Annotated in this window: 16 protein-coding genes; 11 read left to right on the top strand and 5 right to left on the bottom strand. The window is 39.9% G+C overall.

All coding sequences use genetic code 11. The annotated features are described in order from the left end of the window. Positions 1 to 178: 178 nt before the first annotated feature. The 3 genes from ACFS6H_RS14665 (at position 179) to ACFS6H_RS14655 (ending at position 2,547) form a co-directional block, all read left to right on the top strand. Positions 179 to 910, top strand: a complete 732-nt coding sequence (locus ACFS6H_RS14665; RefSeq protein WP_386100342.1) for a hypothetical protein — start codon at positions 179 to 181, stop codon at positions 908 to 910. A gap of 207 nt (positions 911 to 1,117) precedes the next feature. Beyond that, complete coding sequence (locus tag ACFS6H_RS14660; RefSeq protein WP_386100339.1) at positions 1,118 to 1,801, top strand: OmpA family protein; 684 nt, start codon at positions 1,118 to 1,120, stop codon at positions 1,799 to 1,801. Positions 1,802 to 1,899: 98 nt separating this feature from the next. After that, positions 1,900 to 2,547, top strand: a complete 648-nt coding sequence (locus tag ACFS6H_RS14655; protein ID WP_386100336.1) for a porin family protein — start codon at positions 1,900 to 1,902, stop codon at positions 2,545 to 2,547. Between the two features lie 67 nt (positions 2,548 to 2,614). Here ACFS6H_RS14655 and ACFS6H_RS14650 read toward each other — a convergent pair whose 3' ends face one another. From ACFS6H_RS14650 to ACFS6H_RS14635, 4 genes are all read right to left on the bottom strand, one after another. Continuing rightward, the gene (locus ACFS6H_RS14650) at positions 2,615 to 4,132 is read right to left on the bottom strand and encodes a hypothetical protein (RefSeq protein WP_386100333.1); all 1,518 of its coding nucleotides are present in this window, start codon (positions 4,130 to 4,132) and stop codon (positions 2,615 to 2,617) included. 164 nt (positions 4,133 to 4,296) lie between these two features. Then, entirely contained in the window at positions 4,297 to 5,346 is a 1,050-nt protein-coding gene (locus tag ACFS6H_RS14645; RefSeq protein ID WP_386100330.1) for an ABC transporter permease, read from the bottom strand. An 18-nt stretch (positions 5,347 to 5,364) separates the two neighbouring features. Continuing rightward, a complete protein-coding gene (locus ACFS6H_RS14640; protein ID WP_386100327.1) occupies positions 5,365 to 6,570 on the bottom strand; it encodes a BT_3928 family protein in 1,206 nt (401 codons plus the stop codon). 30 nt (positions 6,571 to 6,600) lie between these two features. Beyond that, positions 6,601 to 7,146, bottom strand: a complete 546-nt coding sequence (locus tag ACFS6H_RS14635; protein ID WP_386100324.1) for a DUF1599 domain-containing protein — start codon at positions 7,144 to 7,146, stop codon at positions 6,601 to 6,603. A 183-nt stretch (positions 7,147 to 7,329) separates the two neighbouring features. On the opposite strand from ACFS6H_RS14635, the gene folP reads away from it, so the two are divergent. Then, the gene (gene folP / locus ACFS6H_RS14630) at positions 7,330 to 8,160 is read left to right on the top strand and encodes a dihydropteroate synthase (protein ID WP_386100321.1); all 831 of its coding nucleotides are present in this window, start codon (positions 7,330 to 7,332) and stop codon (positions 8,158 to 8,160) included. A gap of 63 nt (positions 8,161 to 8,223) precedes the next feature. Here the strand turns inward: folP and ACFS6H_RS14625 are convergent, their stop codons facing one another. Then, a complete protein-coding gene (locus tag ACFS6H_RS14625) occupies positions 8,224 to 10,440 on the bottom strand; it encodes a gliding motility-associated C-terminal domain-containing protein (protein ID WP_386100318.1) in 2,217 nt (738 codons plus the stop codon). Between the two features lie 271 nt (positions 10,441 to 10,711). Between ACFS6H_RS14625 and ACFS6H_RS14620 the strand changes: the two genes are divergently transcribed. From ACFS6H_RS14620 to ACFS6H_RS14590, 7 genes are all read left to right on the top strand, one after another. Beyond that, on the top strand, positions 10,712 to 11,242 hold the full coding sequence (locus ACFS6H_RS14620) for a hypothetical protein (RefSeq protein ID WP_386100315.1): 531 nt from the start codon (positions 10,712 to 10,714) through the stop codon (positions 11,240 to 11,242). Between the two features lie 87 nt (positions 11,243 to 11,329). Continuing rightward, positions 11,330 to 12,244 (top strand): acetyl-CoA carboxylase, carboxyltransferase subunit beta, encoded by a 915-nt coding sequence (gene accD / locus ACFS6H_RS14615; RefSeq protein ID WP_386100312.1) that lies wholly within the window; start codon positions 11,330 to 11,332, stop codon positions 12,242 to 12,244. Positions 12,245 to 12,418: 174 nt separating this feature from the next. Then, on the top strand, positions 12,419 to 12,856 hold the full coding sequence (smpB, locus tag ACFS6H_RS14610) for an SsrA-binding protein SmpB (protein WP_386100309.1): 438 nt from the start codon (positions 12,419 to 12,421) through the stop codon (positions 12,854 to 12,856). 61 nt (positions 12,857 to 12,917) lie between these two features. Further along, the gene (locus tag ACFS6H_RS14605; protein WP_386100305.1) at positions 12,918 to 13,499 is read left to right on the top strand and encodes a Crp/Fnr family transcriptional regulator; all 582 of its coding nucleotides are present in this window, start codon (positions 12,918 to 12,920) and stop codon (positions 13,497 to 13,499) included. A gap of 242 nt (positions 13,500 to 13,741) precedes the next feature. Further along, a complete protein-coding gene (locus ACFS6H_RS14600; protein WP_386100302.1) occupies positions 13,742 to 14,152 on the top strand; it encodes a hypothetical protein in 411 nt (136 codons plus the stop codon). A gap of 57 nt (positions 14,153 to 14,209) precedes the next feature. After that, positions 14,210 to 15,088 carry a 4,5-DOPA-extradiol-dioxygenase gene (gene ygiD / locus ACFS6H_RS14595; RefSeq protein WP_386100299.1) on the top strand — a complete coding sequence of 293 codons (879 nt, stop codon included), beginning with the start codon at positions 14,210 to 14,212 and terminating at the stop codon, positions 15,086 to 15,088. A gap of 217 nt (positions 15,089 to 15,305) precedes the next feature. Beyond that, the gene (locus ACFS6H_RS14590) at positions 15,306 to 15,689 is read left to right on the top strand and encodes a BlaI/MecI/CopY family transcriptional regulator (protein ID WP_386100296.1); all 384 of its coding nucleotides are present in this window, start codon (positions 15,306 to 15,308) and stop codon (positions 15,687 to 15,689) included. Positions 15,690 to 15,692 lie beyond the last annotated feature (3 nt).

The raw sequence follows: 15,692 nt of genomic DNA, 5'->3' as shown, positions 1-15,692 counted from the left end.
TTCCGGAGGGGCTTGTGGGAAGCCGGAAGCTTTACACGGTTTTAATCACAAACGTGCATAACTATTTTAGGGCCATTTTAAACGGGAGTCTTCACTTTTTTTATCCAAACACAGTTTTTGGCATAATATTTTAAAGGGTATGAATGAAAACACAAAATCTGAAACAAAATTGAAGTATATGAAAAGAAATGTGATCTATGCAACCGCTGTAGCTTTATTAATGAACGCCGTTGCTTTTGCCCAGGAAACGCCACCCGTAAAAGAAGAAAATCCAACCACCACCCAAACAAAAACAGTAGAAGTTCCTCAGAATTACAGACCTAAATCAGCCGAGTTATTGCCCATGCCGGCAGCAATCACCAACGAAGCTATTTTCCCGGCTATTGGTGTGTATGAATTAAAAGATAAAGACGGTAATGCCGCTCATGTAACCGTTACACAGGATGCAGATAATAAAGGTATCGTGTGGATCGAGGGTTTACCACAGGGAAAGATCAAAGCCTTTTTAAAACAATCGCCTGCAGTGTATAAAATCCCTGCACAGGAGCCGGTAAAAGATATGGTAGCGGAAGAAGCTGTAGTAGAAGAAGCACCTAAAGCGAAAAAACAAAAAACCACAGCGCCTAAAGCAAACCTGTTACCAGAAGGTACTTTATATTATGACAGGGATAATAATATTATGCAGATACAATTAGGTACTAAGTTTAATGAAGCGGAGCCTTTACAGGTGTTCAACACAACTGATGAAGCCGCTGCTACAACGGAAGAAGCTGAAGTAACTGCAAAAAAATCAAAAACAACAAAAGCTAAGGTAAAAAAAGCACCGGTTGCCAAAACATGGTTATATACCGGGGCTAAAGCTACCACGCAGGAAACAGTAGAAACTGCACCTGCAACAGCTTCAGAATAAATATACTATAACCTTATAGTAAACAAGAAAAGGCTGTACAAAACAGTCTTTTCTTGTTTAACTTACAAAAAATAAATATTAAACGCTTAACTTTGCAAAACTTTTTCAATATGCGTTTTTCTTTACTGTTCAATAACAGCTAAAAAGATGCTTTCTGAAAACACCAAGCCCCCTTCAAACCTTCTTACTTAACCAAATTTTTATTTTATGTTGACAACATTTAAAAAATGTGTTCTTAGTCTGGGTTTATTAAGTGTAATAACCGTTACCAGCTGCGATTCCATGAACAAAACACAAAAAGGCGCTGCCATTGGAACCGGTGGTGGTGCAGTAGTAGGTGGTATTATTGGCCGTGCAACCGGTAATACGGCACTGGGTGCTATTATTGGTGCTACCGTGGGTGGCGTTGCGGGCGCCGTGATCGGTAAACAAATGGACAAACAGGCCGAAGAGATCAAAAACGAAGTGCCAGGTGCAAAAGTTGAACGTGTAGAGGAAGGTATTGTAGTAGAGTTCAGCAGTGCGGTTTTATTTGGCTTTGACCAGTCAAATATTTCTGCTGCAGCACAAAAAACACTGGACGACCTGATCATTATCCTGAAAAAATACCCTGATACTGACCTGGAGATCCAGGGCCATACCGATAACAAGGGTACAGAAAAATACAACCAGGGCTTATCGGAAAAAAGAGCCTCTACTGTATCTAACTACCTGAGTGCACATGGCATTGCTTTGGAGCGTTTAAGTACTATTGGTTACGGTTTAACCAAACCAAAATATACTAACGACACAGAAGCCGGCCGTGCCCAGAACCGTCGTGTGGAATTTTTAATTACTGCGAACGAAAAAATGAAAGCCGACGCAGAAAAACAAGCTAAACAAGGGCAGTAATAAATTGTTAAATAAGCATTGAAATATAAATAGCTTACAACCTTTTTAAAGATCAACACCTCTATGGTAGTTTGAATTTTAATCTTAAACAGAAATTTATGAAAACAATCAAAATCAGTTTCTTATTGGCTTTAGTTACCATGGTAGCCACAAGCGTACAGGCACAGGTATCATTTGGTATCAGGGGTGGTGTAAACTTCTCTAATATCAACGGTAAAGACGCATCAGATGATAAATTGGAGAACAAACTTATACCTGGTTTTAACGCCGGTGTAAACGTAGAAATCCCGGTTGCTGATGAGTTCTTTGTACAACCAGGTCTGTTATTTACAACAAAAGGCGCCAAAGCTAAAGAAGGTGATGGCAAAACAACATTGGGTTATATCGAGCTCCCCATTAACTTTTTGTATAAACCTGAATTAGGCACCGGCAAATTATTACTAGGTGTTGGACCCTATGTAGCTTATGGTGTTACCGGAAAAGTAAGTGATGGAGATAATAGTAAAAGCATCAAATTTAAAAAAGAAATAACCGTTTTAGAAGCAGCGACAAATGGCGGTATTTATTCAAAACCTTTTGACGCCGGTGCAAATGTGCTGGTTGGTTATGAATTTTCTAATAAACTTTCGGCCCAGTTAAATGCCGGTTTAGGTTTAGTAGATATTCGTACTGAAGTAGAAGGTGTATCCAGTAAAGCGAATTATAAAAACACAACTTTTGGTGTTTCTATCGGTTACAGGTTCTAAATTCTTTGTTTGAAATAGACAATAAAAAAGATGCTTAATTAAGCATCTTTTTTATTGTCTATAACTATTATTGCACTCTTTTGGGTTCAACAGAAAACTCACACCATCCGGTAGAGTAACTTCTGGTATTAAAATAATTTCCAGATAGATCTGTTCCTGTAGATATAATAACTTTGTCACCAAAATTAATAAGGGCATCACCTAAAACATCATTTCCCTGAGTAAATGACGTTTGAATTGTTCTAATCTTAGAAGATTCACCCCCTAATCCAAACTTTAACCCAGCTTTCAATAAAGATCCTGAAGATATTTCAAAATTAATTGCAAATTTATCAGTTCTGCTGGTAGTATTTATAGTTGTGGTAGTCAAATCCACTTCTTCAAAACTAATTTTCATTGTACTTGAGTACATACTCAAATCCCAGTTAATTAAAGGTATAGAGATATTTGTTGTGCGAAGTAGAATTGGTTTACGTTCATCACGTAACCACATAGGACCTCCCCTCCATGGCTCTGCAATAAACAAATAAGGTACATCAAAAAGTAAGCTGGGATGCACACTAACTCCTTTTACAACCTCAGATGTAACTGGATTTGATGAGCTAACAGATAATTTTATTTTAAACTCAAAAAATCCATCGGTCCAGGGTATTAATGTATACCCTCCCGTGCCAGCTTGGGATTTAGGATCACCAGTTTGATCAGCAATTAAATTCAAAGCGGCCTTGCCATCTCCGAGCATTTTAAAATCTGTTATATGTTCCTGAAAGTCATACTTAAAGCTTCCTGAAGTTGATGCCGGTTGAATATCATAGTAAATATAATCTCGCTGCCAGCCATCAGCCGTATTGTAAATATTATACGCATCTACTATTTTACTGTCCATGGTATAAGCTTTTCTTAACGCTGCCCCATCATTTTTTATACAATCAAATGCATCGTCCCAAAAACGTATTTTAACACTTCTTTTATTGTAAACAATCCTAGTCTTGTATCTATCAAACAAATCGTTGTATTTATTTGAAATAAGTCGCTCATTCTCTTTAATAACAACAACGGGGAACGCTGGTACTTTATCGGTTTTTAACACAACTTCTTTACCAGTATTATCAATAAGTGGAATTTCGTTTGAGTTGTTTGTGCGGATAGCAACTGCAGGTATTTCAGTGGTAATATTCCAACGTTGAGCAGAAAATGTGTTTTCTGGCAAACTTGGTACAAAAATAGTCAGCGTGGGAAAAGCTTCTAAAATCTGCGTCAACCTTTTCTCGGAATTAAATTTGCCTGATAAAAAATCATACACACTTTTATTATTCTCTATCTTTAAATCAGCGATAGTATAAAAGAGAACATCGTAATCGCCATTAAACATTTTAATGGCTTCCTCCTTAATAATAGTTCTTAATAATTTACTTTCGGTTAACCCCGCTAACAAGGCAAGACCAAACTCCCTCTTAAGACTTGAAGGTTCATCATATTTAAACGAGGGATTGGAGAACTCTTTTAGTTCGTGTTGCTTTTTACAGGAAACAAAAAAGAGGAGTAAAATCAAAATAACAAGACTCACTTTAAAACATTTCCTCATAACAGAGTTTTTAGTGTTAAAAAAAGATTAGCTCTCTTAAAATTAGAACAATTAATCTCTGATAAACACATTAAAAAACTCTTTATATACTTCTAATTGATACTAAACTTAATTGTTTTAAAAAAGGTTGAATCATTTTCATACAGACACATTTTATTAGAATTTTACTTCATACGGATACGCGGATCCACCACCCCGTATAAAATATCTGCAAGAATATTGATCAGTACAAAAAAAGCGGCTGAGATCAGCACCGATCCCATTACCACCGGGTAGTCCAGCTTCTCTAATGCATCTACCGTTACCTTACCTATACCCTGCCAGCCAAAAATATATTCCACAAAAAAAGCGCCGGCCAGCAGTTCGGCAAACCAGCCGGTTACAGCCGTTATCACCGGGTTTAATGCATTACGCAAACCATGTTTCCATATCACCTGTTGTTTGCTTAAGCCCTTGGCATAAGCAGTACGTATATAATCCTGGTCCAATACATCCAGCATCGCACTACGGGTAAGCTGGGTAATAATAGCCAGCGGCCTGATGCCAAGAGTAATGGCTGGTAATAATAAGTTCTGAAGCGATAATGTTTTCTCACCGGTCACTGCATCCACGTTAAACCAGTTACCTGATATGTGCAGCCCCGTCCAGTCACTCAGTACAAACCCAAATAAATAGGCAATGATAATGCCCATGAAAAATGAAGGCGCCGAAATACCGATGATACTGGAGAAAATGGCCGTTGTATCCCACCAGGTGTTTTGCTTTACAGCCGCCAATACTCCCAGGGGTATACCCACCAATACAGCCAGCAGCATGGCGGCCAGGGCCAGCATAATAGTGCCGGGCAATGCCTGCATCAATATGCTCCACACATCTCTTTTGCTCTGGTAGGATTTACGGAGATAAGGTACTTTAAACGCCAGCTTGGTATCACCGCCGATAAAAAAGCCCTTTAACTGTTTTTGCTCTATCTCCTCTTTATGATGTATGGCAATGGGTGAAATATCATTCACATATAAAAAAAACTGCTGCCATTTGGGTTTATCCAGGTACAACTCTTTCCGGATCGATTCCTGTGTCTTGGCATCCCCGCTCTGGCCCATAATCATCCGGGAGGGATCGCCAAAGCCCTGGAACAGGAAAAAAACCAATACCACTACCCCGCCCAGTACAAGCAGGCTATACAGTAGTTTTTTTATGGTATAATTAAACAAGCAGCGGTATAATTAAAATTAAGGTTGTACAGGAGGCAAACTATCGGTACTTGTATTCAACGTATCAGGCACTATCGGTACCACAACAGGTACAGGTAAAGCAGCCAAAGGTTCTAAAACACTTACGGCCTGTTCCATACGTTTACCGCTCCATTTGTTTACAATAGTCCCTTCATTCAGTACGTACAAGGCCGGGTTGGTACGGGCAGCTGTACGGAAAGCGGTATTATCAAAATTAAACAAAGGAATATTTTGTAAACCCTGCTCGGTTAACTGTTGCTTTAACTCGGTATAACTGGAAGTAGCAATATAAACGGGGATATTTTTTTGACGGGCCAGTTCGTACACTTTCTTAAAGTCGGCAGCCCAGTCTTTTGCTGCAGCAGTGCGGGCTTCGGCAAACAATAACACGGCATATTTATCCTGTAAAACGTAACCGGTGCTATCCACACCATCGGCGGTTGTTAAGGCAAAGCCGGTAATAGGCGGCACATTATTAGAACCTTCTTTTACCACTTTATCTACCCTGTCCACATAGGTATACAAACTGTCATTAAAATCAGCGGGGAATTTATCAGCCGTGAACTCTACTTTCTTCCCTTGTTTTTCATACACAAAATAAATATCCATACTGTCCTGGATGGCGTTAGCCGGCATCTTCATTTTTTCGGCAATGTTATTTCCTTTCCTGTAAGGCAGGCAGTCTACAAACGGTCCGTAACGCAAAGCGTACCATTGCATGCCAAAACTTAAAATGGTAACCAATAACATCAGGCTTGTATTCAGTCCGCTCCGGAACAATGGCGTTATCTTATTGCGGTAATAGAATATATAAGCGAGTAATATAAGTAATACCACATCCTTTAAAAACGAAGTTTGCGAAGTGATGGGTAAACAATCACCAAAACAACCGCAGTTTTTGGGCTTACCGGTGAAATAGGTATAGCCGGTCAGGTAGGTAAAGAAAATGATCAGCAGCAATAATAACCAGCTGAACATTCTGATACGCCAGCCCACTAATAAGGCAAAGCCTGCAATGATCTCAAAAGCGTTCATCAATACCGATGACAGCAGGGTCCAGTCGTTGAGGCCATGCCAGCCCCAGATCTCGAAAAACTCCTGCATTTTATAACTTAATCCCAGCGGGTCATTGGCTTTCACCAGGCCGGAAAATATAAATAGTACTCCAACTAAAATTCGAACAAATTGTAATAAAACCTTCATAATGAGTTATCAGTATTAATGAATAAATTATTAAGCCGCCTGCTCGCTTTGTAATATCAGGGCAAATACGGCGTAATTGATAATGTCGTTATAGTTGGCGTCAATACCTTCGCTAATGATGGTTTTGCCGTCATTGGCCAGTATCTGGCGTATGCGCTGCAATTTCATCAATATCAGGTCCACAAAGCTCTCCTGGCTCATGCTTCGCCAGGCTTCCCCGTAATCATGATTCTTGTCTTCCATTAACCTTTTGGCAATGGCACTGAAATGTTCATACTGTTCCTTCACCACGGCAGGATCCATCTCTTCAGGAGCATCGGTTGGTAGTGTTAACTGTATATTACCGATGATGGAATAATTTATAATGCCTATAAATTCTCCTGGAATATCGTCGCCTATCAACTGGCTCTTTTTCTCCTGGATAGTCCGGATACGCTGTGCTTTTATATAGATCTGGTCCACTACGGATATGGTACGTAAAATACGCCAGGCCGTGCCATAATCATGGTTCTTTTTTAAAAATAACTCCTTACACCTTTGTATAACGCTATCGTACTGGCTATTTGTTTTCGACATTTCTGTTTATTATTAATAATTCCGCATTTTGCTCAACGTACACAATCCAGATACCTGAATGCTACTATCTATATTCTACAGCTATAATTATCTACATACTATTATCTGAATACTACATACTACATACTATATACTGCATACGAATAAACTATCTTCGCTTCAAAAATAACAAACAAATTGCGGATGATAACGCTTAATTGTAAAGGCCGTCTTTTAGTACTGGAAAAGCCTGTTGTCATGGGGATCATTAATACCACCCCCGACTCCTTTTTTGAAGGCAGCAGGCACCATGCCCTACAGGAAATAGTGGATACAGCCGGCAAGATGATACATGACGGCGCTACCATCCTCGATATTGGCGGGCAAAGTACCCGGCCCGGAAGCCAGCAGGTAAGCGCCCCGGAAGAACTGGAACGCACCGGCCCTGCCATTGAAGCTATCCGCAAGCACTTCCCCGGCAGTTTTATTTCTATTGATACTTATTACAGCGCTGTCGCCAGGGAAGCGGTTCGTTTGGGAGCGGATATTGTTAATGATATCAGTGCCGGCTCTATCGATGCCGACCTGCTGCCGGTTGTGGCCGCACTAAATGTGCCGTATATCCTCATGCACATGCAGGGCACCCCGGCAACCATGCAGCAACAACCGCAATACGGGCATGTGGTACAGGAAGTATTACAATTTTTAATCACTAAAAAAGCCGTCTTACAGGATGCAGGCATTAAAGATATTATCATTGACCCCGGCTTTGGCTTTGGTAAAACCATACAACACAACCTGCAGTTATTAAAACAGCTGCATTCTTTTACCATGCTGGACAGTGCCCTGCTGGCCGGTCTTTCCCGAAAATCAACCGTATATAAAACACTGGGTATAACAGCCGATCAGGCCCTTAACGGAACTACTGCATTAAATATGCTGGCACTGAATAACGGGGCAAATATTTTAAGGGTGCACGATGTAAAGGAAGCGGTGGAATGTGTTAAGCTGTTTGAAGCTTACCGAATAGCCTGATGTATTCTTTCCCGAATGTCTGGCTTTGACCACATTAGCAGTTTTTGTCCATCCTAACAATAATTATCTGATAAGATTTAACGTACCTTTTAAATGTTTATTCTGAGGATTATTATAAGTCTTATATCGTAATGTCCAAATATATACCCCGGAAGACTGAAAAGCTCCCTTATACTTACCATCCCATTTTCGATCTCTGTTATTGGTAAAAAACAGCTCTTCGCCCCACCTGTTATATACCGAAAACTCAAACTCACTTACGCCCGTACCTATTGATAATGATAATACATCATTAATATTATCATTATTGGGAGTAAAAGCATTAGGTATAAAAACATAATCGCATTCCGGAGCTTCCAGTAACTTCAATTCAACAATAACTGAATCAATGACACAGTTATCATTATTTAATATACTGATGGTATATTTACCGTTTTTTAAATTTCGTACTACTTCATTATTATTATACACTGTGTTCCCCAGTTTAAACTTGTAAGGCGACTGGTATCCGGTTATACTTGTTGCTATTTGCCCTGAATTAGGATATGTACATAAAGGATCAGTTTTATTGATTGCGACCTCAATCTTCTCAGCATGATATGGTTTTATTTCAACTAAAGTATCAGTATAACACAAATTTTTGTCACGAATTCTAACCGTATAAATACCTGGGTTAAGGTTGCTAAAAGAAGGATTAGTGACAAAACTCTCATTGTTAAAGCTTATCACATATGGCCCAAAATTTCCGGTAAGAGATACGTCCACCTTTCCGCTAGCAAGAAAACATTGTTGATCAGTAACAGCAAACATTATTTCCGGACTTTTATTAAGCAACTTTTGTAAAGTCACTAAAGTGTCAAACCGGCAATTATCTTTATAAAAAATGGACACCAGGTGCCTTCCTTCGTCAAGGTTTGAAAAACTGATACTTTGTTGTGGTAGCCCCCTATTTAAAGAAACCTTTATATCTGCCAACACGATATCTTCTGGAAATTTTAAAGATATGCCACCCGTTTTACTGTCACACAAAGTAGGTTGCAGATTAAATTGAGGAACAAATTCAGGTCTTTTCTGATAACTCAAAAAAATCATTGTATCTTTTTCACAACCGGTTCCATCCCTTATTATTATCTTATGCTCACCGGCAGTAAGGTTATCAAAACGCGAGTTAGCCTGAAAACTACCATTATTCAGTCTATAAATTACAGGGGTATAATTCGATTCCACAGTTATAGCTATTGATCCGTCATCAGTACCACAATCCAACGGATCAACAATATCCAGTTTTGTTAAACTTGTAGTAGGAAAAACAGTGAAAGTAGTATCCAAACGACAGTTCTTTTCATTAACAATACTTACTGAATGAAGACCGGCCGGTAACGCATTAAAAATACCGGTCTTATTTGAGCTAACACCATTCAGCCAATAGGTTAAATCACTATTCGAAGCTGATGTAGCTTTTATAGTAACATTCGCAAGATTATCATTTGTACAGGTGGATTTTAGCGCTATTTCATTAACCGTAACTCCAATCGTATTACCGTTATCTACACTGCTGGCGGCGTCATATACATTTAACGGAAGCGTACAATATTCACCGATAACCACTTTATTCTCCAAATCAAGCTCTATAAACCTTGTACCATATGAAGAAGTGTCACTTAATCCGTAATATTTATTTTTTTTGCAATCGAATGGTACAGAAATTAAACCATAAAATGTATATCCGCCGGTTTGCATGTATTGTGTACTTAATAAAGGATCAACAAGGTTAATTTCATAAATTCCGTCACCTAATGTAGCTAATAACAGCTTATCCTTATAAAAGATCAAATCGCCTCCCGGTCTTGGTAAAATACTTCCTAATACGGTAAGTTGATCGGTGTAAGGATTATACCTGATTATCTGATTAGTAGCACCATCGGCTCCATAAATAATTCCATTCTTATCTGTAGTTAAAGAGTTAATGGTAGCCCTGGCACTGGGAAACCTGCCAGACCCTGGAAGATTAGTCAAAAATTTACACTCCCATGGCCTGCCTACTACGAAGCTGTATAAACCGCTATTGGAGAATAAGACATAAATTGTATCCTTAAAAATTGCGGTGCTGAAAATATCGACTCCTGCAGGACGGCAATGCGAAAACAACTCGGAAGTACATACAGCTTCCTCATTAAGAGAGAAAAGTTCATCTGGTGAATTAATAAAAATAGATTGTGAGCAGGCTATTTTTACAATGAAAAAATATACAAATAGTAATGCGCTTATCTTAAATCTCATAAAAATAATAGCCGGAAGCCTTATTAGTTTGGTATTGTCAGTGCAGTTTAAAAATAGTATAAATCAGCATATATCTTGAGCCTTAAAACATCATTTTAAACATTTGCTAACAAAAAAAACATAGTTACACAATATCGTACATTTAGTGCATTGTATAGGATTAATCGCCATAAGTGTTTACGTAGTTCTTAACTGGCAATCAATATCTGCCAACCGGTAACAGAAAATAACTCATCACTCCTAATTCCTCTTATTCTCGTAATTTTGTAGCATGAATCTTGAATATAAAGAGTTACTGGCGGCAGATTTTCACCCGCAATCAAGGGTTTGGGTATACCAGAGCAGCCGCATGTTTACCTTATCAGAGGCATTGAATATTGAGGAGCAGATCAATGTATTTACGAACCAATGGCAAAGTCATGGTGCCGATGTAAAAGCAGCCGGTTACCTGTTCTTTGGCCAGTTTTTAATACTAATGGCCGATGAAACACAGGCCGGCGTGAGTGGCTGCAGCACCGATAGCTCGGTAAGGTTTGTAAAACAACTGGAAAACATCTACCAGGTCAGCTTTTTTGACCGCACCAATATAGCTTTTGTGGTAAAGGATAAGATCCAGTTATTACCGCTGAGCCAGGTACAGTACGCAGTAAACCAGCAATTTATTACACCCGAAACCCTGTATTTCAATAATATGGTGCTCACCAAAGAGCAACTGGAGAACGAATGGCTGATACCCGCATCACAAAACTGGCTGGCGCAAAAAATAAAATGGCCCGAACAACAGAGTATAACAGCTGACTAACAACCGTTTACACAATTAAAAGGAAATGGAGGCTAAAAATGGTGTTTTCGGCCAAAGCCCTATATTTGTATTTTAACCCACTCCAATATGTCGCAAAAAATTGAAGACTTTGATGTTAATTTGACCGGTGAAGAAGGAACCAGTGAGGAAACCAAGTCAAGTTGGTTCAAACGTATCAAAAAGAATATTGACACTAAAACATCCGAAAAAAAAGAAGTTCCTGAAGGATTGTGGACCAAGTGCCCTTCCTGTAACTATATCTGTACGGTAACCGAATTAAGGGATAACTACTTTGTTTGTCCCAAATGCGACCACCACCACCGTGTAGGCAGCGATGAATACTTTGATATTATTTTTGACAACAGCGAATTTACCGAGCTGTTTGATAATATACGCAGTAAAGACTTTTTAGGCTTTACCGATCTGAAGCCCTACCAGAAAAGGTTAGAAGAAACCTGGAGCAAAAGCGATCTGAAGGATTCTATGCGGGTAGCGATAGGTAAAGTAAATGGTTACGACCTGGTAATTGCCTGTATGGACTTTGAGTTTATCGGCGGCTCACTGGGTAGTGTAATGGGTGAAAAATTCTCCCGTGCGGTCGATCATTGTATCCAGCACAATATGCCTTATATGGTCATCAGCAAAAGTGGCGGCGCCCGTATGATGGAAAGTGCCTTTTCGCTGATGCAGCTGGCCAAAACCAGCGGCAAACTATCGCAGTTAAGCGATGCAGGCCTGCCCTATATTTCCATGCTCACCGACCCTACCTTTGGTGGTATATCCGCTTCCTTTGGTATGCTGGGCGATCTGAACATTGCCGAACCCGGCGCTCTTATCGGCTTTGCCGGTCCCCGTGTAATTAAAGAAACCATCCGTAAGGATCTGCCCGAAGGCTTCCAGCGCAGCGAATTTTTACTGGAACACGGTTTCCTTGATTTCATTATTAACCGTAAAAGTTTAAAAAGCAGGTTAGCCACTTTACTGAAATTGTTTAAAAACTAAACTTTAGCCAGTATTATTTTGTTACCGGCAGCAGTGCTACTATCACCGTCTGTTGTGTCACTCACTTGTACGTTTGGTAATGCTATTGAGCAAACAGCCGCAACACTGCTTGGGACAACAAATTATAAGCAGCAATAACTATTCATTATTAAATATTAATTCTTAATTAAAACAATGCCCGATATCGTTAACAAGTCTGTTTACCACGAATATTTTATTGATACAAAATATCAGGCAGGGCTTGTATTGTTGGGTACCGAAGTAAAATCACTGCGTGCCGGCAGGGCCAGTTTTAACGACAGTTACTGTGTTATTTACGATAATGAGATCTGGATCAAAAGCCTGCACATAGCACAATACTCACACGGCACAGTAAACAATCACGACCCGGTGCGTGACCGCAAGCTTTTATTACAAAAAAGGGAGATCAGGAAAATACAGTCCAAACTAAAAGAAAAGGGTTACACCTTAGTCCCTATCCGGATTTCCTTTAACGATAAGGACTTTGCCAAAATAGAAATTGGCCTGGGCAAGGGTAAAAAACTGTATGATAAACGTGAAACCCTGAAACAAAAAGATGTGGAGCGGGACCTGAAACGTTACTTAAAGTAAAAAGAAAGGTTTACATTCATACAAAACTTATACTTACAACCCACAACCTGTAACTTCCCTTATGTTTGAAGTTATTATCAGCAATATAAAAAAGAAAGTAGCCGTTAACGATGAGGAAGCGGAGCTGCTGAAAACCTTTTTCACTCCAAAAAAGCTGCGTAAAAAACAATACCTGTTACAGGAAGGAGATGTCAGTCATTACACGGCTTTCGTGGAAAAAGGCGTATTACGTTCCTTTACCATTGATGAGAAAGGCCATGAACATATCATGCAGTTTGCTACGGAGGACTGGTGGATATCTGATCTTTACAGCTTTTTAACCGAAGAACCTTCCGATTACTCCATTGAAGCACTGGAAGAAACAGAATTGCTGCTCATCAATAAAGCAGATTACGAAAATATGATGCTGGCTGTGCCTAAAATGGAACGTTATTTCCGTATACTCACGCAAAACAGCCTTATCTCCATGCAACGCCGTATCAGCGGTAAAATGACCCTGACCGCCGAACAGAATTATAAAAAACTCATGGAACAGCGGCCCGCCCTGTTTCAACGGGTACCCCAGCACATGATCGCCTCTTTTCTGGGTATTGCTCCTGAAACCCTCAGCCGTATCCGTAAACAAATGGCCAGCACTAAGTAGTTCCAAAAGTTCAAGGTTCAAAAAGTTCAAGGGGTTAGCAGGATACCCCATTCATAATTCATAATTTATCACTCCTCTCTCATTAGCGAACAGCGAATAGCGCGTGAATAAACAATCTTAAATCCTGAATCTTAAATCAAAAATCCTAAATACCCTTGACCTACATCAACGCTATTTGTTGCCCGCAATCAATGGTAAGCCGTGGCTGTATAACGTAATTTTGTGTTATAAAATTTACAGGCATGAAAAGTACAATAGCTATCACCGGCGCTACCAATACAGCAGGTAAACTGTTAAGTGAACAATTGGCGGCTAAAGGTTTTTCATTATTGTTACTTTCGGCCGATACAGAAGCTTTACAAGCATGGAACAGCGGTTTACAGGAAAAATTTCCCCGTGTAAATATCGATAGCATGCAATGTTCTTATGATGCTTCCTGGCAGGCCGATATCCTGGTACTGAACGAAACCAGGGAGCATGTACTGGAAATAGCCACGCATGTAAAAAATGTGGTAACCCGTAAGCCGGTTATTATATTACAGGACGGTGAACAGGATATCCCTGTACAGGATGTAGCGGCTGCATTACCGCACTGCAATATAAAAGAGGCAACAAAGGATACTATTGTGCCTATGATAGAAACACTCTATTAATACGTATCACAGATAGGTCTTGAAAGTGTTACCCCATCACTCACACAAAGTTGTAACATGCGTAGAAAACAATTTATTACCACAATAGCAGGAGGAATAGTTATGAGCAGTTTAGGAGCGTTTAACCGGTTTACCGGCGATCTTTCACCCAGTGATGAAAAAATGCCGGTCTTATTTATTGGCCACGGCTCACCCATGAACGGTATAGAGAACAACGGGTTTAGCCGGCAGTGGCAAAACCTTGGCACCAGCCTGGAAACACCTAAGGCCGTGCTGGTAATATCTGCGCACTGGTTAACCAATGGTACGCATGTAACAGCCATGGATCACCCAAAGACCATACACGATTTTGGTGGCTTTCCGCAGGAATTATTTGACGTGCAATACCCTGCACCCGGCGATAGTAAGCTGGCAAGAGAAACAAAAAGCCTGATACAATCCACTAATGTGGGTCTCGACCACGACTGGGGCCTTGATCACGGCGCCTGGACAGTGGTAAGGCATATGTACCCGCAGGCCAATATCCCTGTTATCCAGTTAAGCATCGATTATAGCAAACCTGCATCCTACCACTATGAGCTGGCCAAAGAACTGGCAGCACTACGTAAAAAAGGCGTCTTGATTATCGGCAGTGGCAATATGGTACATAACCTACGCATGATTGACTGGAAAAATATGGACACCGATAATTACGGGTACGACTGGGCCATTGAAATGCATGAACTGTTTAAAAATAAGATCAGCGATGGTGATCACCAGGCATTGATCAATTATGAACAGCTGAGCAAATCGGCCAAACTGGCCATCCCTACTCCTGACCACTATTATCCGCTGATGTACATTTTAGGATTACAGGAAAAAAATGAAGACCCCGTTTTTTTCAATGACAAGCTGGTAGCCGGTTCGCTGAATATGACCTCGGTAAAATTTGGCTAAGCATAGCAATGGACAGTTGACAATGGACAATAGGCAATTAGCAATACATAACAGGCAATGAGCAAAAAGTAATTCATGGCCTTTTACCGGTTAACTAATAACCATTAACTATCAACTATTAAGTTTCCGGCCAAGAAATAACCCTGAACGTTAAAAAACCTTAAAAATGCATTTATTTACGAAATTGGTCGTATATTCGTTGAAAATGTAAAAAGGAATGCCGGCATCAAAAACAATAAAACCCACGGAAAGCGAATTAGAAATACTTCAGGTATTGTGGAATAAAGGTTTGGCTACGGTACGGGAAGTACATGAAGTGCTTACTTCTTCCAAAGATATTGGTTATACCACTACCCTTAAGTTAATGCAGATCATGCATGAAAAAAAGCTGGTAAAACGCGACGATTCTATGCGTACCCACGTGTACCAGGCAGCAGTGAACAAGGAACTGACCCAAAAGCATTTACTGGATAAAATGATCAGCGGGTTATTTGGTGGCTCGGCCACACAATTAGTGATTCAGGCATTGGGCGAGCATAAAGCAAGCCCCGAGGAGTTGGAGAAAATTCAATCCATTTTAAACGGCCTTAAACGTCACTAATAA

It is taken from the genome of Terrimonas rubra (genome assembly GCF_042686025.1).
Classification (GTDB): Bacteria; Bacteroidota; Bacteroidia; order Chitinophagales; family Chitinophagaceae; genus Terrimonas; species Terrimonas rubra.
This window is presented reverse-complemented; position numbering and strand designations above follow the sequence as displayed.